This window comes from Planktothrix sp. PLAVEN19ND, from assembly GCF_057220675.1.
The window spans coordinates 2,750,760-2,769,872 of record NZ_CM170132.1 but is presented as its reverse complement, the minus strand read 5'-3'; the positions used below and the strand labels follow the sequence as shown (position 1 = coordinate 2,769,872).

At 40.1% G+C, this 19,113-nt stretch carries 21 protein-coding genes and 1 riboswitch; of the genes, 14 read left to right on the top strand and 7 right to left on the bottom strand.

Annotated features, from left to right (window positions below; genetic code table 11):
* The first annotated feature begins 251 nt into the window (after positions 1 to 251).
* The 7 genes from AC2D3N_RS12145 to AC2D3N_RS12115 all read left to right on the top strand — a co-directional run bounded on the left by AC2D3N_RS12145 (position 252) and on the right by AC2D3N_RS12115 (position 6,376).
* The gene (locus tag AC2D3N_RS12145; protein WP_484693712.1) at positions 252 to 494 is read left to right on the top strand and encodes a hypothetical protein; all 243 of its coding nucleotides are present in this window, start codon (positions 252 to 254) and stop codon (positions 492 to 494) included.
* A 67-nt stretch (positions 495 to 561) separates the two neighbouring features.
* Positions 562 to 1,845 carry a restriction endonuclease subunit S gene (locus tag AC2D3N_RS12140; RefSeq protein WP_484693711.1) on the top strand — a complete coding sequence of 428 codons (1,284 nt, stop codon included), beginning with the start codon at positions 562 to 564 and terminating at the stop codon, positions 1,843 to 1,845.
* A complete protein-coding gene (locus AC2D3N_RS12135) occupies positions 1,842 to 2,174 on the top strand; it encodes a DUF6883 domain-containing protein (protein ID WP_079677831.1) in 333 nt (110 codons plus the stop codon). Before AC2D3N_RS12140 ends, AC2D3N_RS12135 begins: the two co-directional genes overlap by 4 nt.
* A gap of 12 nt (positions 2,175 to 2,186) precedes the next feature.
* Positions 2,187 to 2,405, top strand: a complete 219-nt coding sequence (locus AC2D3N_RS12130) for a DUF4926 domain-containing protein (protein ID WP_079677830.1) — start codon at positions 2,187 to 2,189, stop codon at positions 2,403 to 2,405.
* Positions 2,406 to 2,520: 115 nt separating this feature from the next.
* Positions 2,521 to 2,958: a PIN domain-containing protein gene (locus AC2D3N_RS12125; protein ID WP_484693710.1), complete on the top strand. Its 438-nt coding sequence runs from the start codon at positions 2,521 to 2,523 to the stop codon at positions 2,956 to 2,958.
* Positions 2,948 to 3,157, top strand: coding sequence for a hypothetical protein (locus AC2D3N_RS12120; protein ID WP_484693709.1), 210 nt, complete (start codon positions 2,948 to 2,950; stop codon positions 3,155 to 3,157). Before AC2D3N_RS12125 ends, AC2D3N_RS12120 begins: the two co-directional genes overlap by 11 nt.
* A gap of 57 nt (positions 3,158 to 3,214) precedes the next feature.
* Complete coding sequence (locus AC2D3N_RS12115; protein WP_484693708.1) at positions 3,215 to 6,376, top strand: type I restriction endonuclease subunit R; 3,162 nt, start codon at positions 3,215 to 3,217, stop codon at positions 6,374 to 6,376.
* A gap of 53 nt (positions 6,377 to 6,429) precedes the next feature.
* Here AC2D3N_RS12115 and AC2D3N_RS12110 read toward each other — a convergent pair whose 3' ends face one another.
* From AC2D3N_RS12110 to AC2D3N_RS12095, 4 genes are all read right to left on the bottom strand, one after another.
* Positions 6,430 to 6,987 (bottom strand): Npun_F5560 family protein, encoded by a 558-nt coding sequence (locus AC2D3N_RS12110; RefSeq protein ID WP_079677826.1) that lies wholly within the window; start codon positions 6,985 to 6,987, stop codon positions 6,430 to 6,432.
* Between the two features lie 142 nt (positions 6,988 to 7,129).
* Entirely contained in the window at positions 7,130 to 7,477 is a 348-nt protein-coding gene (rpsF, locus tag AC2D3N_RS12105) for a 30S ribosomal protein S6 (RefSeq protein WP_079677825.1), read from the bottom strand.
* Between the two features lie 170 nt (positions 7,478 to 7,647).
* Positions 7,648 to 8,124 (bottom strand): Tic20 family protein, encoded by a 477-nt coding sequence (locus tag AC2D3N_RS12100; RefSeq protein WP_079677824.1) that lies wholly within the window; start codon positions 8,122 to 8,124, stop codon positions 7,648 to 7,650.
* A 129-nt stretch (positions 8,125 to 8,253) separates the two neighbouring features.
* On the bottom strand, positions 8,254 to 8,451 hold the full coding sequence (locus tag AC2D3N_RS12095; RefSeq protein ID WP_079677823.1) for a hypothetical protein: 198 nt from the start codon (positions 8,449 to 8,451) through the stop codon (positions 8,254 to 8,256).
* 195 nt (positions 8,452 to 8,646) lie between these two features.
* Between AC2D3N_RS12095 and glyA the strand changes: the two genes are divergently transcribed.
* From glyA to AC2D3N_RS12060, 7 genes are all read left to right on the top strand, one after another.
* The gene (glyA, locus tag AC2D3N_RS12090) at positions 8,647 to 9,930 is read left to right on the top strand and encodes a serine hydroxymethyltransferase (protein ID WP_484693707.1); all 1,284 of its coding nucleotides are present in this window, start codon (positions 8,647 to 8,649) and stop codon (positions 9,928 to 9,930) included.
* A 300-nt stretch (positions 9,931 to 10,230) separates the two neighbouring features.
* On the top strand, positions 10,231 to 10,941 hold the full coding sequence (locus AC2D3N_RS12085; RefSeq protein WP_484693706.1) for a pentapeptide repeat-containing protein: 711 nt from the start codon (positions 10,231 to 10,233) through the stop codon (positions 10,939 to 10,941).
* Between the two features lie 340 nt (positions 10,942 to 11,281).
* Positions 11,282 to 11,439: riboswitch (cyclic di-AMP (ydaO/yuaA leader) on the top strand.
* Between the two features lie 94 nt (positions 11,440 to 11,533).
* Positions 11,534 to 12,376 (top strand): nitrate ABC transporter permease, encoded by an 843-nt coding sequence (ntrB, locus tag AC2D3N_RS12080; RefSeq protein WP_484693705.1) that lies wholly within the window; start codon positions 11,534 to 11,536, stop codon positions 12,374 to 12,376.
* Positions 12,377 to 12,417: 41 nt separating this feature from the next.
* Positions 12,418 to 13,824, top strand: a complete 1,407-nt coding sequence (locus AC2D3N_RS12075; protein ID WP_484693704.1) for an ABC transporter substrate-binding protein — start codon at positions 12,418 to 12,420, stop codon at positions 13,822 to 13,824.
* 28 nt (positions 13,825 to 13,852) lie between these two features.
* On the top strand, positions 13,853 to 14,689 hold the full coding sequence (locus AC2D3N_RS12070; protein WP_484693703.1) for an ABC transporter ATP-binding protein: 837 nt from the start codon (positions 13,853 to 13,855) through the stop codon (positions 14,687 to 14,689).
* Between the two features lie 132 nt (positions 14,690 to 14,821).
* Positions 14,822 to 15,292: a J domain-containing protein gene (locus AC2D3N_RS12065; RefSeq protein ID WP_079677820.1), complete on the top strand. Its 471-nt coding sequence runs from the start codon at positions 14,822 to 14,824 to the stop codon at positions 15,290 to 15,292.
* Positions 15,293 to 15,370: 78 nt separating this feature from the next.
* Positions 15,371 to 15,643 (top strand): DUF3143 domain-containing protein, encoded by a 273-nt coding sequence (locus AC2D3N_RS12060; RefSeq protein ID WP_079677819.1) that lies wholly within the window; start codon positions 15,371 to 15,373, stop codon positions 15,641 to 15,643.
* A gap of 153 nt (positions 15,644 to 15,796) precedes the next feature.
* Here AC2D3N_RS12060 and uppS read toward each other — a convergent pair whose 3' ends face one another.
* The 3 genes from uppS to lysA all read right to left on the bottom strand — a co-directional run bounded on the left by uppS (position 15,797) and on the right by lysA (position 19,012).
* Entirely contained in the window at positions 15,797 to 16,546 is a 750-nt protein-coding gene (gene uppS, locus AC2D3N_RS12055) for a polyprenyl diphosphate synthase (RefSeq protein ID WP_484693702.1), read from the bottom strand.
* Positions 16,543 to 17,457 (bottom strand): diadenylate cyclase CdaA, encoded by a 915-nt coding sequence (gene cdaA / locus AC2D3N_RS12050; RefSeq protein ID WP_079677817.1) that lies wholly within the window; start codon positions 17,455 to 17,457, stop codon positions 16,543 to 16,545. The genes uppS and cdaA overlap by 4 nt, the downstream gene beginning before the upstream one ends.
* 166 nt (positions 17,458 to 17,623) lie before the next feature.
* The gene (gene lysA / locus AC2D3N_RS12045; protein ID WP_484693701.1) at positions 17,624 to 19,012 is read right to left on the bottom strand and encodes a diaminopimelate decarboxylase; all 1,389 of its coding nucleotides are present in this window, start codon (positions 19,010 to 19,012) and stop codon (positions 17,624 to 17,626) included.
* Between the last annotated feature and the right edge of the window lie 101 nt (positions 19,013 to 19,113).

Genomic DNA, 19,113 nt, shown 5'->3' with positions numbered 1-19,113 from the left:
GAAATAAATTTCAGGCTAAAAGCTTAAACCCGTTAAAACGGGTTAATCAAGACCAGTTTTGAGTCATCTTTAGATGACTTCGGCTTTTAGCCCGAACTTTAGTTCAGGGCATTAAGGAGGTTTTATGGTAGCAAGGTTTTTAGTGATAGTACGGAAATATTGCGAGAGGATCGACAACGTGGTTAAGTGGGTAATTGATGCCAATGTAGCGATTAAGTGGGTATTACCAGTTTTACAGGGGAGGTTAAGTTATGAACGTACTAGAAATAGTCGAGTCTTTTGAGAATTTATCAGAAGATGAACAGGATTCTTTGTTGGATATTCTTGTAAAAAAAAGAAAATATCAACAAAATATAAATAATACTAATCAAGAAAACTTTTGGGAAATGACCTTGCGATTCCGTGAGCAGATGGAACAAGAAGAAATTGTTTTTACGGATGAAGATTTTGCTAATTTAAGAGATCGTAGTCCAGGTCGAGAGGTTAATTTCTGATTTTCAATATTTTGATGGGTTGAGAATAGAGAATTGGTTTAATGTTAGTGAAGGTGAGGTTTGAGTTATGAGTGAGTGGAGAGAAGTTTATTTAAACGAAGCCTATAGTATTTGTTCTGGGATATCAAAACCAGCTAAAGATTTTGGTTCTGGGTTTCCTTTTCTGTCCTTTAAAGACGTATTTAATAACTTTTTTATTCCAGAAAGTTTATCAGAACTTGTCGAATCAACAGATAAGGAACGAGAAAGTTTTTCAATAAAAAGAGGTGATGTATTCCTAACTCGCACTAGCGAGACTGTAAAAGAATTAGGTATGAGTTGTGTTGCCTTAAAAGATTATGAAAATGCGACGTTTAATGGATTTACTAAGAGATTGCGTCCGAACAACAATTTTGTGATTGTACCTGAATATGCAGGGTATTATTTTCGCACTTCTAGGTTTAGAAGCGAAGTAACAGCAATGTCTTCTGCTTCTACAAGAGCAAGTTTAAATAACGAGATGCTTGGGAGACTCAAGATAATACTTCCAAGTGAGAAAGAACAAAAACAAATAGCTGACATATTATCCTGTCTCGACAACAAAATAGACAACCTCCGCCGCCAAAACGAAACCCTAGAAACCATCGCGCAAACACTCTTTAAGCATTGGTTTATTGACTTTGAATTTCCCAACGATGACGGCAAACCTTATAAATCATCCGGTGGGGCGATGGTTGCTTCTGAGTTGGGGGATATTCCCGAAGGGTGGCGTGTTGGGAAATTAGAAGAATTAATAATAGTCAACCCCAGAGAATCAATTAAAACTGGTGCAATTGTAAAATATGTAGACATGAGAGCATTGTCTACTTCAAGTATGGAAATTACAGACTATGTAACTAGAGAATTTACATCTGGCAGTAAATTTAGAAACCAAGATACACTACTAGCAAGAATTACGCCTTGTTTGGAAAATGGAAAAACAGCTTTTGTAAGTATCTTAGATGATGGAGAGGTTGCTTTCGGTTCAACTGAATTTATAGTTTTAAGAGCTAAAGAAAATTGCTGTTCTGAATATATTTATCCTCTTGCCCGTAGTCCATATTTTCGAGATTTTGCTGTAAAAAATATGACTGGCTCATCAGGTCGTCAGAGAATCCCAAATGATGTTATAGCAAATTATAAATTAGCTATTCCAGATATTCAGACAATTAAAAACTATCAAAAAATATGTCGTCCTTTATTTTGGAAAACAAGCTCTAATCAGCAACAAATTCAAACTCTAACTAAAACCCGTGACGCTCTATTACCTAAATTAATGAGTGGTCAAATTAGGATTAAGGAAGCAGAAAGTATGATAGAGGAGGTAAAATGAAACTACCCAATCCTGAAAATGCAATTATTGATGAACAGAAACTAGCGGGTTATTCCCTCAACCCTAATCATTCAGAGGGAAAACATAAAGCCCGTGTCTTCAAATCTGCTTTAAACTTAACGCTTGACAACCTAGACGAACTAAAAAACGCGCTTTTATTTGCAGTCAAAACCTATGATGCTATCCCAGATAAAACTAACACTTATGGACAAAAATATATTATTGATTTTCTGCTCACACGGGAAAACAAAACCGCTATTATCCATAGCGTTTGGATAATTAGAAATAACGAACAAATCCCCCGCTTAGTAACTTGTTACATTCTTTAAGGAGAACTGAAAATGAAACTTTTAGATGTTGTGGCTTTATTAGAAAACTTACCAGAATTAGAACTTTATCGAGGACAAGTTGGCACAATTGTTGAAGAATATGAACCCGGAGTTTTTGAGGTTGAATTTAGCGATGATACAGGCAGAGCTTATGCCATAGAAACCCTAAGTGAACATCAGTTAATGGTTCTTTATCACTATCGCTTAGAACTTGAAGCCGTAGCAATCTAAAACCGATTAGATTTATCAAAATGGCGATAATATTTGTTTTTATATCGTAGATTTTGAACATAATATCCTATTAGGGTTAAGGAAGGTGAGAGTATAATAGAGGAGGAGTAAAACCATGAGAATATATTTAGATACCAGTGTATATAATCGCCCTTATGATGACCAAACTCAAGCTAAAATATACCTAGAGACTCAAGCTGTCCTAATCATCCTTAATTTAATAGAAACCCAACAGATAGAATCCGTAAACTCATCAGTATTAGAATATGAAAATCAGAAAAACCCAGTTCTTATCATCCAAACAGCTATTAAGAAATACCTCACCAAAGCCAGTCTATTTCAACCTCTAAATGAAACCATCAGGCAAAGAGCAAAACAACTAGAAACACAAGGCATAAAGCCCATAGATGCCCTTCACGTTGCTAGTTTTGAATCTTCAAAAAGTAATTATTTTATCACTTGTGATAAACGACTACTCAACCGTTGTGAAGCCCTAGCCATCCCAGCTATTAATCCTATTAATTTTATCGAGGAGTTAGATAATGAAAATTAATCTTAACAACGACCAACAAATTATAGAAGAAGTCTTTAATATTTTAATCGAAAATTTAGACCCTTCTAAAATCAGCCGTTTTTGGGCAATTTGTAACTTAGGAAGTGGGGAATATTCCCAACTCAAAAACAAACTCTTTGCTGGAGAAACCGTTGATAGTCTTTATGAAAAAATCCAAGCACAAGAAAACAATGATTAAACTACAGAAAAATTTCTAAACTTTGCCCGCTTTCTCGATCAAATATAATCTTAAATTATGGCATTTACCACGGAAGACGAAATCGAACTTTACAACCTAGAACTACTTGAAAATCTCGGTTATAATTATCGAAACGGTCATGATATTGAACCCGAAGGTCAACACCCCGAACGGGAAAGTTTTAGTGATATCCTGTTAAAAGATAGATTACAAAACGCCATCACAAAACTTAACCCCCATATTCCCTTAGAAGCTAGAGAACAAGCATTTCTACAAATTACAACTCTGAGCACCCCTGACCTACTCAATAATAACGAAACCTTCCATAAATACCTAACAGAAGGCATCGATATTGAATATCAATGGCAGGGAGAAACCAGAGGCGGTAAGGTTTGGTTAATTGACTTTAACCATCCTGAAAATAACCAATTCTTAGCCGTTAATCAATATACCGTTATTGAAGATAACCACAACCGCCGACCGGATATTATTTTATTTATTAATGGTTTACCTTTAGTTGTTATTGAACTAAAAAATGCTGCTGATTCTAAAGCAAATCTAAAAGCTGCTTATCAGCAATTACAAACCTATAAACGAGAAATTCCGAGTTTATTTAATTATAATGCTTTATTAATTATTTCCGATGGTTTAGAAGCTCGGGCGGGTTCACTTTCGGCGGATTTTAACCGTTTTCTGACTTGGAAAAACCCCAACGGTGAACAAGACCCTAACCGCAATGAATTAGAGATTTTAACAAACGGTATCCTGAATAAAACCACCCTCCTCGACTTTATCCGTCATTTTTCAGTCTTTGAAAAAATTAAATTTGTTAATCCTGAAACCCAAGTAACAACCCTACAAACCATTAAAAAAATTGCCGCTTACCATCAATATTATGCTGTTAATAAAGCCTTTGAATCTGTTCTAGGAGCAGTGAGCCGGAAAGATGCTAAAGGAGGTGTGATTTGGCATACCCAAGGCAGCGGTAAATCTCTGACCATGGTTTTTTTAACTGGAAAATTAGTCTTAAAACTCAATAACCCGACGGTGGTAGTTTTAACCGATAGAAATGATTTAGATGACCAACTCTTTGATACCTTTGCCGGATGTCGTCAACTGCTCCGCCAAGACCCAAAACAAGCGGAAAATCGCGCCCAAGTTAGAGAACTTTTAACTGTTGATTCTGGGGGGATTATATTTACAACGGTACAAAAATTTTCTCCCGAAAATGACGAAACTCCTTATCTTAGAATTAGCGATCGCTCTAATATTATTATCTTAGCAGATGAAGCCCACCGCAGTCAATATGGCTTAAAAGCTAAACAAATTAACCTCAAAGATACGGCAGGAAATGTTATTGGGAAACAAACTAAATATGGCTTTGCTAAGTATATTCGGGATGCTTTCCCCCATGCTATTTTTGTCGGGTTTACCGGAACTCCCGTCGAACAAACTGATAAAAATACCCCGGCGGTTTTTGGGAATTATATTGATATTTATGATATCGCTCAAGCGGTAAAAGATGGGGCAACGGTTCCCATTTATTATGAAAGTCGGTTAGTGAAAGTACACCTAGATGAAAAAGGAAAAAAACTCCTCGATGAACTAGATGATGATCTGCAATATGAAGACCTCAGCACCACTCAAAAAGCTAAAGCAAATCAAACCCAATTAGAAGCTATTATCGTTTCTACTAAGCGGTTAAAAACCATTGCTGAGGATATTATTACCCACTTTGAACACCGACAAACTGTTAACCGGGGTAAAGGAATGATTGTCACCATGAGTCGTCGTATTGCTGCTGATCTTTACGAGAATATTGTTAAATTGCGTCCTGACTGGCACAGTGATAATCTCCACAATGGCAATATTAAAGTAGTGATGACGGCCGCCGCCTCCGATGAGGAAAAACTGGTTAAACATCATACTAATAAAAAAGACCGTCAAATTCTCGCCCAACGTCTGAAAGACCCCGATAATTCCCTAGAATTAGTCATTGTTTGTGATATGTGGTTAACTGGTTTTGACGCGCCTTGTTTGCATACCATGTATATTGATAAAGGGTTAAAAGCCCATAATTTAATGCAAGCGATCGCCCGAATTAATCGAGTTTATTTTGAGAAAATGGGGGGATTGATTGTTGATTATTTGGGATTAGCCCATGAACTAAAAAAAGCCCTTTCCTTTTATTCTCAAAGCGGGGGCAAAGGTAGTCTTTTTATTAATCAAGAAGAAGCCGTTAATATTTTCTTAACTAAGTTAGAAATTGTGGAACAAATTATGGCGGGTTGCTCTTATCAAGATTATTTTACAGCGTCCACCGGAGAAAAACTAAATCTGTTAAAAACCGCCACAAATTATATTGCTGACCCGACCCGTAAAACTCGATTTCAAAATGGGGTTGTTGCCCTTTCTAAAGCGTTTTCTCTGGCAGTTCCCCATCCTGAAGCCCTGCAAAAAGCGGAAAAAGTATCTTTTTTTCAAGCCATTTTAGCCAGTCTCAAAAAGTTAGAAATCAGTGATGGGGGCGTGAGTAATATTGAAATTGAAACCGCCATTCGTCAAGTGGTAGACCAGGCGCTGGTTTCCAGTGCGGTGATTAATATTTTTGATGAGGCTGGAATTAAAAACCCTGATATTTCTATTATTTCTGATGAATTTATGGCAGAAGTGCAGGGTATGGAACATAAAAATTTAGCTGTTGAACTGTTAACTCGTTTATTGAAAGATGAGGTTAAAGCGAGAAGTCGGACGAATATTGTTCAAAGTCGCAAACTAGCAGAAATGTTAGAGGAATCCTTGCGTCGTTATCAAAATCAAGTGATTAGTGTAACAGATATTATTCAGGAATTATTAGGAATTGCTAAGGATACCCAAGCGGCAAATCAACGGGGGGAAGAATTGAAGTTAGAACCCTATGAATTAGCATTTTATGATGCCCTGGCTCAAAATGAAAGTGCAACGGAAGTGATGGGGGTTGAACAATTACGAGAATTAGCGATCGTTTTAGTGCAGAGAATTCGGCAGAATGTGACAATTGATTGGAATTTGAAAGAAAGTGTTAGAGCTAGAATGAAGGTGATGGTTAAACGCTTACTACGCCAGTATGGTTATCCCCCGGATATGCAGGCGTTAGCTACAGAGTTAGTGTTGGAACAGGCGAAAGTATTTACAGAATCTATTGATATCAATAAAAAACACTTAAGAGGCTATTCCTAATCGGGAACAACCTCTTAAACTTTAATAGGGGATAATTTTTAAGCTATCAATAATCAAGCATTACCCAAGGTGGGAATCTCAACAGAGCCCGAACCTCGATTCTGAAAACTGGGTAAATCCAAGCCACTGGGACGGCGACTTTTCTGGGCTAAACGATAGCTGACACTTTGTAATTCCGCATGGAGTTGTTTATTTTCCCGTTGAAGTAATTCAACTTTTTCCATGACTTCGTTCAGACGTTCTGAGAACTTCTGACGGTATACTCCGGGTAACTCCTGGACGACCTGTTCCAACATTCGAGAACGGTCTGTTAACTCCTCCACTGACTGTCTGAGTTGATAGGCTTCCGTATCTCGTTCGGCTATTTGTCCTTGATAAAACTTAACTTGCTGCTCCATCTCTTGCAGTTGTTCGCGCAAGGCCACCATTTGCACTTGATGACGTTCAGAAACCTCCGGGCTTGGTAATAAGTTAGCATCCCCTTTTACCAAACGGAAAAGTTCCTGGGATAACTGTTGAATCAACTGCTCCCGCATTTGTAGCTCCTCGTTCAAACGAGTAACTTCAGCTTGTAAATCCTGTGGCGTTTGACTTTTAGCTTGGCTCACGATGATTAACGGCTCCTATAAATTTATTCTTTATATTTACTCTTAAAATACTCTTAGTATTCCGAATCGGCAAGGGTGAAAAAAACGGAGTAGAGGAAGAACACAGTAGAGATGTTCCAGGGAGAGTCTCTACTGTGTTCTTAATCTATTCAGCCTCTTGAGATTCGGGTTCCGCTTCCGTGGCTTCGACAGGTTCGACCGTTACTTCTTCCTTGATAGTCAGATAACGAATCACCTCATCGCTAATTCGCATAGCTCTTTCCAAAATAGCGATCTGAGCCCCAGGGCCTTCATAATTCATTTGAACGTAAACGCCTTCCCGATGCTTGTCAATGTCATAGGCTAGACGTCGTTTACCTCGATTTTGAATTTTGATATTCTGTCCGCCTTGCTCTTTAAGAATGTTTTCGTATTTGCCAATAGACTGACCAACTTGCTCATCATTGAGATCGGGGCGCAGAATATACATCGTTTCGTAAACAAAAGGCTTCATGCTGTGATTCTCCTTGTGGACAACGGGGCTTCTGGATTCAGAAGCAAGGATCTCTGATTGTATCAGGTTTAGGGTGACAATTTACGTTAATAGTAGTCTCGCAACCCACGATTAGGACATCAACGGATGCTCAAACCCAGAGGGTAAAGTTCCCCATTCCCCATTCCCTATTACCGAACTTGCATATAAACAGCATCAGAAATTGTGGGAATTTCTGCATATTTCCCAGATAAAGACTGAATCACAGAATAGAAAAATACTGCTAAAAGCCCCAGAAATATCATGTTGTAAAGGGTTTGACCGACAAATCCTTGTAAAAGAATACTGCCGAATACCTGGAACACTAACGTGCATAAAATCAGAACAATGTCAATCAGAATGGCTTGCATTGTATTAAATCGGATGAAATGGGGAATATTTTCATTGCGAACCACTAACATATACAGGCCGATAAACACAACAAATCCAGCGAAAGGAATGTATTGATAAAGGAAAATCAAAGGAATAACAGGCAATGTAATAATTTGTAAAACTGGAAACTGTTGGAATAAAAAGCGTCCAAAGGGCAACCCATCCATTAAAGGCAGTAGATAGGGTAGGGCGGCAAAAATGCGATCGCGTACTGTCGTGGTTCCGCGCCAAGTCATAACCAATTCTCCTGAGTATCTCTTAAACCCAGGATAGCGCAGTCCCAGAGATTGGGGTCGGATGTTAGGAAGAAAAGCCGGGAATTGATTCTTAGAAGCCTAGACTGTACCTGTAATCAGGTCTTGATCTCACTGAATATTAGCGATGCGGAAGCCCATCTGACACTCGTACTGACTCGGTTGATTGTTGATGGAGGGACGAACTAAATGCCCACAGGACAACTGCCCCCCTCTCCAACGAGGTTGACCGCTTTGATCGGCTAATAAACATCCCTGACAAACTTGTTGAGAAGCAAGTATCTGGTTATCCATCAAGATGACTAGCATAATGATTCCTCCGACAGACGCCCAACTATATTTCCATTTTAAGTCGATAGTTGTAGGGGATTCGGCTAAATGAGTCACAACTTAATACAATTTTGGAATCAACCATCAGCACAGTAAAGTTATGATTTAAAATCAGGGATAATCCTAATCCGTTTAAATCGGTGATCAAATTGTCTAATTAAGAGGAATTTTATTGTGAGTCGGTCTAACCTAGAAATCTTATCTGAAACTGATCCCGTCATTGCTGATCTGATTCAGCATGAACTCTGTCGTCAACGGGAACACCTAGAATTAATTGCCAGTGAAAACTTTACCTCGGCGGCGGTAATGGCAGCCCAAGGGTCGGTGCTCACCAATAAATACGCCGAAGGGCTTCCCAAAAAACGCTACTACGGCGGTTGTGAATTTGTCGATGGCATCGAACAATTAGCCATTGAGCGCGCCAAACAACTGTTCGGAGCCGCCAGTGCCAATGTTCAACCCCATTCGGGAGCTCAAGCTAACTTTGCGGTGTTCCTGGCGATGCTCAAACCAGGTGACACGATCATGGGGATGGACTTATCCCATGGGGGACATTTAACCCATGGTTCTCCGGTCAATGTCTCTGGTAAATGGTTTAAAGCCTGTCATTATGGGGTTAGCCCGGAAACCGAACAACTGGATTATGACTTGATTTTAGAACTGGCCAAACAGCATAAACCCCAAATGCTCATTTGTGGGTATTCGGCCTATCCTCGAATTATTGATTTTGAGAAATTCAGGGCGATTGCTGATGAAGTCGGGGCCTATTTAATGGCCGATATTGCCCATATTGCCGGGTTAGTGGCAACGGGTCATCATCCTAACCCGATTCCCTACTGTGATGTGGTCACCACCACTACTCACAAAACCTTGAGAGGGCCCCGGGGTGGATTGATTTTAAGTCGGGATGCCGAACTGGGCAAAAAATTGGATAAAGCTGTTTTCCCTGGCAGTCAAGGTGGCCCCCTAGAACACGTTATTGCGGGGAAAGCTGTTGCCTTTGGGGAAGCCCTGAAACCGGAATTTTCTACCTATTCGGGTCAAGTGATTGCTAATGCGAAGGCCCTGGCTACTCAGTTACAAAACCGAGGCTTAAAAATTGTCTCCGGTGGTACGGATAATCATTTGATGTTAGTAGATTTACGGTCGGTGAATATGACTGGAAAACGGGCTGATCAACTGGTTACTGAAGTTAATATTACGGCGAATAAAAATACTGTTCCCTTTGATCCTGAATCTCCCTTTGTCACCAGTGGTTTACGGTTGGGTTCTCCGGCTATGACCACCCGGGGGATGGGAGAAACGGAATTTATCGAAATTGGGAATATTATTGCAGATCGTCTGCTCAACCCTGAAGATGAAGGGATCGGTGAAGTTTGTCGTCAACGGGTGGCGAATTTGTGCGATCGCTTTCCCCTCTATCCCCATTTGAGTTTGAAAGTTCCGGCTTTAGCTTAGTAGGATTTAAACGGATTGATTAAGTATCGTTTTTTCAAAGTTAGCGATCGCTCTCCAACTTATCAAAAGTGCGATCGCTTTTTCTTTTATTAACTTTTCTTAATGGGTTGGGGATTTAGACTTTGATTGGGCTTATATAGCAGTTGCCACATCTATTAGGACATTCTTGAAAGCTAAAAGCTACTTATAGTAAGTATTTACCTATTGCCCATTGCCCATTCCCTATTGCCTCTTGCTATAATAAGAAAAACGAAAACTATTAGGTGTAGTTTTTCGGTGGCCGAAGCGGAGGATAAAGTTATGAAAATTCTATCCACAGCAGTTTTTGGAGCCGCCACAGTGCTTCTACTCGGTTTAGGAGTGACGACTCCAGCCTATTCACAAAATCCTAATGATCTTAAACAATTATTAGAAACCCGGTTCTGTCAAGGGTGTGATTTGAGAGGAGCTAATTTAAGCGGTGCTCATTTGATTGGTGTTGATTTACGAGATGCTAACCTTACGGGTGCAAACCTAGCTAATATCAATTTAGAAGGTGCAGATTTAACCGGAGCAAACTTAACATCTGCCAACCTAGAGGGCGCGTTTTTAAATCAGACTGAATTTAATCATGCTAACCTTAGTAATGCTAATTTAACTAATGCTAATTTAGTTCAAGCTCAATTAGAAGGTTCAAATCTGTTGAATGCAGATTTAACTGGAACTGAATTTGCAATTCCTACTTTACAGACGGCTGAACTTCCTGGAGGTTACGCCCAGGATTTAGGAAGGCCAGAAGAACTAACAATTGGACGAGACCCTGATCGTTTAGTATTCCCTTTTGGGGGGCCAGAATCCGATCAACCCTTTGAATATAATCAAGAATATTTGGATGAGATGGTTAATCCAACTTTGAACCCACTTAAACCCATTGATTCAAATTCTTTTTCCCGCCCAAATAATACTTTTAATGATGGAATGAGAGGAGATGTTCGTCCATCAGGAATAGATATGTTAGAGGTTGGTTTTTAATCCTAATCCATGATCAGCAGTCCTGTTCTAGTTCAGCAAAAATTACCCAAACCAGGGAAGAAAATCGGAACCTTTTTTCCCTGTTAACAAATAATAAATAATACTCTGTTTGTATAATAATTTTCTGAATAGTCAGGATCATTAATTACTCCATAGGATTACTTATTCCTCAAGATAGAACCATTCTAGTTAATTCATGAAGGCAAATCAAGCCGAAACCTTATAATTCAACAATTCCTATTTTACAGATCACCAAAGATTATTAGAGAAGATACAGAAAATTTTAATTTCACCCTTGCAACTTGGAAAATAATGTGTTAACTTCGTAGTCAACCATAAGCGAAGAAGTCAGCCGAGTCTTGCTATTGACAAACAACCGTCAGCAAGAACGGGGGAACCAAATTTTTGGGGCTAATCTCTTTTGATAAATAATAAAGAGAAGGGTATCTCTCAACCCCAGCCCGTCAGCTAACTCCGTAGGCATTGGGAGGAGACTGAAACAGTCAGAATTATTGATAATCTGACAAGATCAGTGTTCCAGGCCAGTATCTTTTTTCTTCGCATTCACTGACCTAGACTCTGAGGAAAATTAATGTTTTTACAATTAAATCTTGCGACCCTAGCGGTCGCCGGACAGATAGCCTGGAAAAAAACCAAGCCTATCTTACTTAGGGATACGTTTGTGTTACCAACGTTAGGATTTTTAGGCGTAATTCTTCTGTGGTGGTTTGTGGCAACTTTCCTCACAGACTTAATGCCAACCCCTTTAGAAGCTTTAATAGATAGCCGAGAATATGCAAATCCTTTTTTCAGAAAAGGGCCGGGTAATTTAGGATTAGGTTGGCTGTTAATTGCCAGTTTACGCAGGGTGATCTTAGGGTTTTTATTAGGGGCTGTAGTAGCAATTCCATTAGGGTTTTTAATTGGAATGTCACGCCCGGCTTTTTTAGCCTTAAATCCCTTAGTTCAGATTTTTAAACCCGTTTCTCCCTTAGCTTGGTTGCCCATTGCTTTAGCCATTTTTAACTTAGCAGAACCCTCCGCCATTTTCGTAATTTTTATTACTTCTTTATGGCCGACGATTATCAATACAGCGTTAGGGGTTGCCAGCGTTAATCCCGATTATTTAGACGTAGCCAGGGTATTAGAAATGCCCCCATGGAAACGGGTGATTAAAATTATTTTACCCGCCAGTTTACCCTACATTTTTACGGGATTACGGATTAGTTTAGGGATTGCTTGGTTAGTGATTGTTGCTGTTGAAATGTTAACCGGAGGAGTTGGGATTGGATTCTTTGTTTGGGATCAATGGAATCGCTTGAATTTAAGTTCAGTATTCCTAGCGGTATTTGTCATCGGAATAACCGGATTATTACTCGATTACGGTTTGGGTCGAATACAAGTTTTAGTTACCCATCGTCGAGCAGCATCATGAGTTTAATTCAATAGAAATTCCCTCTAAAACCTAAAATCAATATGACTACCCGACGTCAATTTTTACAAGGAATGGGACTGACGGCGACGGGGATGGCGTTGTATTCCTGCAATGTTGGTAAACCTCCCGTATCTCAATTATCTGAAGCCGCCTTAGCCGTTGAACCCGTTGTTGATCCCAAAACTTTAGAAAAACGCAATATTACTGTTGGTTACGTTCCTGTTAATGATTGCGCGCCCTTTGCTATTGCTTATGAAAAGGGATTTTTCCACAAATACGGACTTAATGTTAATTTGTCCCGTGAGGCGAGTTGGGCTAATTCCCGTGATGGCATTATTTTCGGCCGTTTAGATGCCTCTCCCGTCGTTTCTGGGGCGGTGACAAATGCCCGTATTGGGGCAGAAGGCGCACGAAAAGCCCCCTTGTGTGCGGCGATGACCATTCACCGCCATGGAAACGCCATGACGATGAATAAAGCCATGTGGGATTATGGCTTACGTCCTTGGCATGAATATAACGGCAATTTAGAAGAATTTGGGCGAGATTTTCGAGGTTATTTTGATGCTTTGCCTCCTGAACAACGCATCTGGGCTGTTGTTTTAAGTTCAGCGATTTATGAATATTTTGCCCGCTATTTATCGGCGGCTGCGGGAGTTGATCCGATGCAAGAATTTCGGATTATTATTATTCCGCCACCCCAAATGGTAAACAATATTAGAATTGGCGCCATGCAAGCTTATATGGTCGCTGAACCTTGGAATACTCGCGCCATTACAGGGAATGAAGGAGTGGGTTTTACCTGCGCCCAAGGTCATGAAATTTGGCATGGACACCCCGATAGACTATTAGGTGTCATGGAGTCTTTTATTAATGAAAATCCTAAGACCTATCGCAGTTTAGTCAAAGCCATGATTGAAGCTTGTCAATATTGCAGTGATCCGGCAAATCGGGCGGAAGTTGCTCAACTGATTACTGACCCTTCTTATACGGGGGCAAAACCGAAAAAAGGAGCTATTGATAAGTTTACTCGACCTGCACTTGTGGGGGATTATAATTACGGCGGATTTGATAACCAACCCCGAATTATTTCTAATCCCTACACCACTGTTTTTTATGATTTACCCCCTGATTTATCTCAAATATCGGGCAATCATTCCACATTTTTATGGCAGTCTCAAAGTCTTTGGTTAATGACACAAGCGGCTCGTTGGGGACAAATTAAAGAAATTCCCAAAGATGCGGAACAAAAAGCTCAGAAAGCTTGGCGAACGGATTTATACAGGGAGATTGCCAACGAAATGGGAATTAAATGTCCGAAGGAGGATTATAAAGTCGAACCTGCTGAATTTTTTATTGATAAAAAAGCCTTTGATCCCAGCGATCCAGTGGGTTATCTTAACAGTTTTGAAATTCGGGCTAATCGTCCTCAATCTTTCTTTTTATCTTAGTTTATCTTGAATATCTTTTGAGGTTAATATGAAACAATTTCCCACTTCAATGTCAACCCCAGGTTCTACTTTAAACCCAACTGAATTTTTAACGATTGAAAATTTAGTTAAGTCTTATCCTAATCCTAACGGCGGAGAATTTGTCGTTTTAGATCAGATTAATCTAACAATTGGTGAAGATGAATTTATCTCGGTTGTTGGTCATTCCGGTTGTGGCAAGTCAACCCTATTAAAAATAGTAGCAGGGTTGGAAAAAGCCACATCAGGTTCTGTGAAAATAGAAGGCAAAGAAATTCGTAAACCGGGTTCAGATCGGATGATGATCTTTCAAAGTTATTCTTTATTACCTTGGTTAACAGTTCGAGAAAATATCCGTCTAGCGGTCGATGAAGTGTTAAAAAATCTCTCCTCAGCCGAAAAAATTAGTTTAGTGAATGAACATATTTCCATGGTGAATTTAACCGCAGCCGCCAATAAATATCCCCATGAAATTTCTGGAGGAATGAAACAACGGGTGGGAATTGCACGGGCTTTATCAATTCAGCCTAAAATGTTATTAATGGATGAACCTTTTGGGGCGTTAGATGCGTTAACTCGTGGAAAATTACAAAAACAAGTTTTAGATATTTGGGAACAAAATCGTCAAGCGGTAATGATGATTACCCATGATGTGGATGAGGCAATTTATATGTCTGATCGAATTGTTTTGATGACTAATGGCCCCCATGCTAATATTGGAGAAATCTTGGATGTACCCTTTCCCCATCCGCGAGATCGCCATGAATTGCGAGAATCTTCAGAATATTATGAATTGCGGAATTATGCCTTAGATTTCCTAGAACGGTATTTTACCTCAGATGAATAAAAAATAGTACAGATCCCACCGTTGTGTAGAGGCGTTAGATATGGCGTCTCTACCTGTTTTCGGGTTGCCTATTTTCTGGCTTTATTCTGTATAATAAACGGAACTGTTTCATGATGTAGAGTTAGGATAGCCGTGACTTCTCCCAGAAATTCATCTCAACAGCAACAACCCGAAAACCATCGGGCACTGAGTTCTAGTTATTACACCCTGTTAGGGGTTCATCCCAGTGCCACCCCGATAGAAATTCGACGCGCCTATCGAGAATTGAGTAAACTGTATCATCCTGATACGACAACATTATCAAAAGCGATCGCCACGGCAAAATTTCAGAAACTGAATGAAGCTTATGCCACCTTATGTAACCCAGATCGGCGTCAGTCCTATGATCAAAAAATTGGCTATTCTCGATATCATTTAATTCAGGTTCCAACGGACTTAAATCAACCCTATTCTAAAAACAATCGTTCTCATTCTTCTTCTGCCTATTTAGACCCAACAGATCGTCCTCTTTCCTCTGGAGAAGTTTTTTCATTATTTCTAATGGGATTAACTTTTATTGGATGTATCCTGTTAGCAATTTTTATTAGTTTAACTCGTTATTAATATTTATGTATTGGTTGGAATTGATCAAAAATGCTATAATCAATACCTAATATAAATTAGCTCTCTTTCTTCTTATTTATGACTTTGCCGAGTTCAGAGACACCTTTATATAATCATCCCCTACCCGATATTGAAGAATGGTTACGCTCTCATGGGGGTGAACAGGATAAAAAAGAACTCCATTATTGGCGCATTGGAAACCAAAATTGGACAGCGGATTTATGGTTAGAAGTTGACCAAATTACAGTCCGTTATATCGGTGCTACAACCAATGGTCAAGATATTCAACGTTCTTTTAAATATTCCCTTCCGCGCCGAGATCTTGAAGCTGCTATATTTGGGGGGCCTTAATCAGTTATCAGTTATCAGTTATCAGTTACCAGTTATCAGTTGCCAGTTATCAGTTGTTAATTATCAGTTGGTAGTTGTTAGTTATCAGTTGTTAATTATCAGTTGTTAGTTGTTAGTTGGTAGTTAATTGATGACCGCTTACTGATTAACGATTCAAACTTTGCCGAATCTACGTTCCCGTTTTTGATAGGAAGACAATGCTAGATGCAATTCCGTATGATTAAAATCAGGCCAAAGAGTGTCAGTTACATAAATTTCTGCATAGGCGAGTTGCCATAATAAAAAATTACTAATTCGCATTTCTCCACTGGTACGAATCAATAAATCAGGGTGACAGATTTCGGCGGTATATAAATGTTTTTCAAACAGAGTTTCATCAATATCTTCCGGTAGAATTAACCCTTGTTTGACTTGAGTTGCAATCTCTCGACAGGCTTTTAAAATTTCTTGTCGCCCACCATAATTAGTGGCAATTGTCAAGAGAATCCCCTTATTTTGTTTCGTTTCCTCCATTGAATATTCTATTTTTTCCTGTAGAGATTTAGGGAGTGCTGCCAAATTTCCGACAAACTGAATTCGCACTTCCTCCTCCATCATTTCTCGCAGTTCTCGCATTAAAACCCGCTCAAATAATGCCATGAGAAAATCTACTTCCTCTAAAGGACGTCCCCAATTTTCCGTAGAAAAAGCATAGGCCGTTAGTGCCGCCACACCCCAGTCTCGACAACAGCGTAAGACTTCTTTGAGGGAATCGACTCCCCGACGGTGGCCCATAGTTCGAGGTAAACCTCGACGCTTCGCCCAGCGACCATTGCCATCCATAATCACAGCAATGTGTTTAGGCAAGCGGTTCTGGTCTAAATCTACGGGTAATTCATATATAACCCTTGTCTTAGCACTCATTTTTTCTCCCGAGAAGCTTTGGATCGAGGACGGAATAGGCGAGACACTAAAGCCCATCCTTGGTAACCCATGCGGTTTCCCCAATGGGTAATAGAAATCGAAGCAACAGTTCCGTCATCATTGGATGTCCAAGAACGAGCTTCTAATAGCTCTTTTAGTTTACTGCTAGTTAAGGGTCGGTTGAGGATTCCTTTTTCCGCCAGAGAAATTGAACCCGTTTCTTCCGACACCACAATACACATACATTTTGCCACTCGTTCCGTAATTCCCATCGCCGCCCGATGACGAGTTCCCAATTGTCGGGACGCCATGCGTTCCGATAGAGGTAAAATCACCCCAGCCGCCGCAATCCGAGACGCCCGAATTAATACCGCCCCATCATGGAGGAGGGTTTTAGGTTGAAAAATAGTTTGTAATAATTCCCTGGAAACTTCGGCATTGAGTTTGACTCCTGGGACAGAAAAATCCCGTTCATCAATGGGACTTCCGGTTTCAATAATAATTAATGCCCCTGTACGATTTTGGGAGAGTTCTTTAACCGCTTCTACAAGTTGATCAATAACCCCATCGGGTTCAGGAATGACACGGCGACCCTGACCAAACAACTGTGAAACTTCTCCGCGACCCAACTGTTCCAAAAATTCGCGGAATTCTGATTGTAATATGACTGCCATCGCTACGGCAGAACCTGTAACTAAACTATTCAGGGCAATATGCAATAATTTTAAATTTGCCCAGTTACTAATGGCCGTTGCCAACATTAGAATAATAAACCCACGCACCATCCAAAGGGTACGACGTTCTCCAATGATGACCAAAACCACATAAGCGACGGCAAAAACTAATCCAATATCAAGACTTTGAATTAACCAGGGAGGAATTCCTTGCTTAGTCATGACTAGACGCCGCATTCATCGAATTTTGCTCAAATTAATAGAAGCCTGAGTCAACCCCCTAACAAAAGGGGGGGATCAAAGTCCCTCTTAAAAAGGGGGACTTAGGGGAATCAGAGCTCGGCGATCAGCATGAGTTTTTGGCAATTGTTGACACCGATCTTGTAGTTCACCTCGGCAACCCTTAACGATTTATGGTTAAGCGTTCTGGGAGTCGATCTTGACGGATTAAATCTTGGTAAGATTCTCGTTCAATAATGACATTAGCATCGCCATTATTAACCAAAACTGCCGCCGGTTTAGACAGTCGATTATAGTTAGAGGCCATACTATAATTGTAGGCTCCCGTTGCCATAACCACGAGAATATCCCCAGATTCAACTTTGGGAAGTTGAGCATCCTTAATTAAAATATCCCCAGATTCACAATGTTTTCCTGCAACGGTAACGGTTTCGGTCATGGGTGCAGACATTTGGTTAGCTGAAACCACTCGGTACAAGGACTGATAGGTAATCGGACGAGGGTTATCGGACATCCCGCCATCTACAGCAATATAAGTCCGAATTCCGGGAACTTGTTTTTGAGAACCTACAGTATAAGCTGTAACGCAACTAGAGCCAATAATAGAGCGTCCCGGCTCACATAATAATTTCGGCAGGGGATATTGTTTATGTTCACAGGCTTTGATAACGGATTCAGTCACAATTTTTACCCAATCTTCGATACTTGGGGGATCATCTGACTCCGTATAGCAAATGCCTAAACCACCACCAATATTGACTTCTGAGATATTTAAACCATGTTGATTGGCTTTAGTTAAAGTATCAATAATCACATAGCCCAAATCGTTATGGGGTTGCAATTCAAAAATTTGGGAGCCAATATGAGCATGAACTCCAATACAAGATAAACCCGATTGCTGACTAATAAATTCAAAGACTTCATCCAGTTGACCGGGATCAAAACCAAATTTACTATCTAAGTGTCCGGTGCGGATGTATTCGTGGGTATGACATTCAATTCCTGGGGTAAACCGCACCGTGATCCGAATGGGATGAGCAACGATAGACTGCTGACTCAGTTTAGCGAGGGTATGTAAATCTAACCAATTATCCGCAACAACGGTACACCCATTTTCAATTGCTAATTGAATTTCTTCCGAGGATTTATTATTCCCATGGAGGTAGGTTTTCTCCGGTGCAACTCCAGCTTGGAGGGCGGTACAGAGCTCACCTCCTGATACAACATCAATGCCTAATCCTTCGGAAGCCACAATAGCACAAACCGCCAAACAATTCCAGGCTTTGGAGGCATACAGGACTAGGGACTCACCAGGATAATATTGTTTGAAGGCGTCCCGGTATTGTTGACAAGCGGTTCGCAGGGTGGTTTCATCAACAATATAAAGGGGTGTGCCAAATTGTTTGACTAAGGCGGTAACGTCACAACCGCCAATTTCTAAGTGATCTTGCGGATTGACTTTTGCTGTCAAAGGAAATAGTTGTTGATTAGGCGATCGGGTTTCTAAGGCATCCGTTGATGCAGATAGGTATTGCAGTCCAGAATTTTGCACAGGAAATACTATATTAACACTTCTATAGATCAGATTTTAGCGTAAAGTTGCACGGGTGTCTGGTGTTGGCTATCGAATATTGGCTGATTTACAAGAATGAT

Excerpts from the sequence above, each read along its gene's own strand:
- AC2D3N_RS12125 (WP_484693710.1), top strand. The coding sequence starts at position 2,521 with ATGAGAATATATTTAGATACCAGTGTATATAATCGCCCTTATGATGAC.
- ntrB (WP_484693705.1), top strand. The coding sequence starts at position 11,534 with ATGTTTTTACAATTAAATCTTGCGACCCTAGCGGTCGCCGGACAGATA.
- AC2D3N_RS12060 (WP_079677819.1), top strand. The coding sequence starts at position 15,371 with ATGACTTTGCCGAGTTCAGAGACACCTTTATATAATCATCCCCTACCC.
- AC2D3N_RS12140 (WP_484693711.1), top strand. The coding sequence starts at position 562 with ATGAGTGAGTGGAGAGAAGTTTATTTAAACGAAGCCTATAGTATTTGT.
- AC2D3N_RS12085 (WP_484693706.1), top strand. The coding sequence starts at position 10,231 with ATGAAAATTCTATCCACAGCAGTTTTTGGAGCCGCCACAGTGCTTCTA.
- AC2D3N_RS12120 (WP_484693709.1), top strand. The coding sequence starts at position 2,948 with ATGAAAATTAATCTTAACAACGACCAACAAATTATAGAAGAAGTCTTT.
- AC2D3N_RS12135 (WP_079677831.1), top strand. The coding sequence starts at position 1,842 with ATGAAACTACCCAATCCTGAAAATGCAATTATTGATGAACAGAAACTA.
- uppS (WP_484693702.1), bottom strand. The coding sequence starts at position 16,546 with ATGAGTGCTAAGACAAGGGTTATATATGAATTACCCGTAGATTTAGAC.
- rpsF (WP_079677825.1), bottom strand. The coding sequence starts at position 7,477 with ATGAAGCCTTTTGTTTACGAAACGATGTATATTCTGCGCCCCGATCTC.
- AC2D3N_RS12115 (WP_484693708.1), top strand. The coding sequence starts at position 3,215 with ATGGCATTTACCACGGAAGACGAAATCGAACTTTACAACCTAGAACTA.
- AC2D3N_RS12100 (WP_079677824.1), bottom strand. The coding sequence starts at position 8,124 with ATGACTTGGCGCGGAACCACGACAGTACGCGATCGCATTTTTGCCGCC.
- AC2D3N_RS12095 (WP_079677823.1), bottom strand. The coding sequence starts at position 8,451 with ATGCTAGTCATCTTGATGGATAACCAGATACTTGCTTCTCAACAAGTT.
- cdaA (WP_079677817.1), bottom strand. The coding sequence starts at position 17,457 with ATGCGGCGTCTAGTCATGACTAAGCAAGGAATTCCTCCCTGGTTAATT.
- AC2D3N_RS12130 (WP_079677830.1), top strand. The coding sequence starts at position 2,187 with ATGAAACTTTTAGATGTTGTGGCTTTATTAGAAAACTTACCAGAATTA.
- AC2D3N_RS12145 (WP_484693712.1), top strand. The coding sequence starts at position 252 with ATGAACGTACTAGAAATAGTCGAGTCTTTTGAGAATTTATCAGAAGAT.
- AC2D3N_RS12070 (WP_484693703.1), top strand. The coding sequence starts at position 13,853 with ATGAAACAATTTCCCACTTCAATGTCAACCCCAGGTTCTACTTTAAAC.
- AC2D3N_RS12075 (WP_484693704.1), top strand. The coding sequence starts at position 12,418 with ATGACTACCCGACGTCAATTTTTACAAGGAATGGGACTGACGGCGACG.